Source organism: Stenotrophomonas sp. YIM B06876, from assembly GCF_030711595.1.
GTDB lineage: Bacteria > Pseudomonadota > Gammaproteobacteria > Xanthomonadales > Xanthomonadaceae > Stenotrophomonas.
The window spans coordinates 1-989 of record NZ_JAUJUJ010000310.1 but is presented as its reverse complement, the minus strand read 5'-3'; the positions used below and the strand labels follow the sequence as shown (position 1 = coordinate 989).

Sequence of the window (989 nt, the reverse complement as noted above, 5' to 3'; positions counted from 1 at the left end):
GTCGGCCTGGCGATCGCGCCGGTCGGCTTCTGGATGCGCCGCACACTCGACGAAACGCCCGAGTTCAAGCAGGAGCAACTGCGCCAGGCGCGCGAAGGCCGCCCGCCCAAGGAGCCGCTGCTGCAGGTGCTGCGCGCCTACCCGCGCGAGCTGCTCAAGGGCTTTGGCCTCTCGGTGCTGTGGGCCGTCGGCCCCTATGCGCTGATCATCTACATGCCGATCTACGTGCAGCGCAACNGCGCGCGAAGGCCGCCCGCCCAAGGAGCCGCTGCTGCAGGTGCTGCGCGCCTACCCGCGCGAGCTGCTCAAGGGCTTTGGCCTCTCGGTGCTGTGGGCCGTCGGCCCCTATGCGCTGATCATCTACATGCCGATCTACGTGCAGCGCAACATGGACTTCACCAGTTCGCAGGCCTTCACGGCGGCCCTGGTCGGCAACGTCTTCCTCGTGGTCGGCTGCGCCCTGGCCGGACGCCTGTCCGACCGCGTCGGCCGCCGCAAGATGCTGGCGCTCGGCGCGCTGCTGCTGCTGGTCGCGTCCTATCCGCTGATGGCGTGGCTGCAGGCCGAGCACACCTTGGCGGCGCTGATCCTGGTGCAGTCGGCGTTCTGCCTGCTGGTCTCGGTTTTCGTCGGCGTGGCGCCCGCGGCGCTGTCCGAGGTCTTCCCGACGGCCGTGCGCGCCTCGGGCATGTCGATCTCGTACAACACGGCGGTCACGCTGCTGGGCGGCTTCGCGCCGGCCATCCTGACCTGGATCACCTACACCACCAAGGTCGCTTTCGCGCCCGCGCTCTATGTGATGGGGGCCAGCGTGATCGCCTTGATCGCCATCGCCTGCCTGGGGCAGAACAGCGGCGATTGAGCTTGGCCGCAGGCGCGGCCGGGCATCAGCCGGCCGGGAACACCGCCTCGCCCAGGTTCAGCATCAGCCGGTTGGCCCAGGCGAAGATCGCCACGGCGTGCACCAGGTCGAGCACTTCGAGGTTCGA

The 989-nt window shown here is 69.2% G+C and carries 1 pseudogene; it reads left to right on the top strand.

Annotated features, from left to right (window positions below):
• Positions 1-256: 256 nt before the first annotated feature.
• Positions 257-862, top strand: a pseudogene (locus QZH66_RS16950) (MFS transporter); the annotation flags it as partial.
• Positions 863-989: the final 127 nt, after the last annotated feature.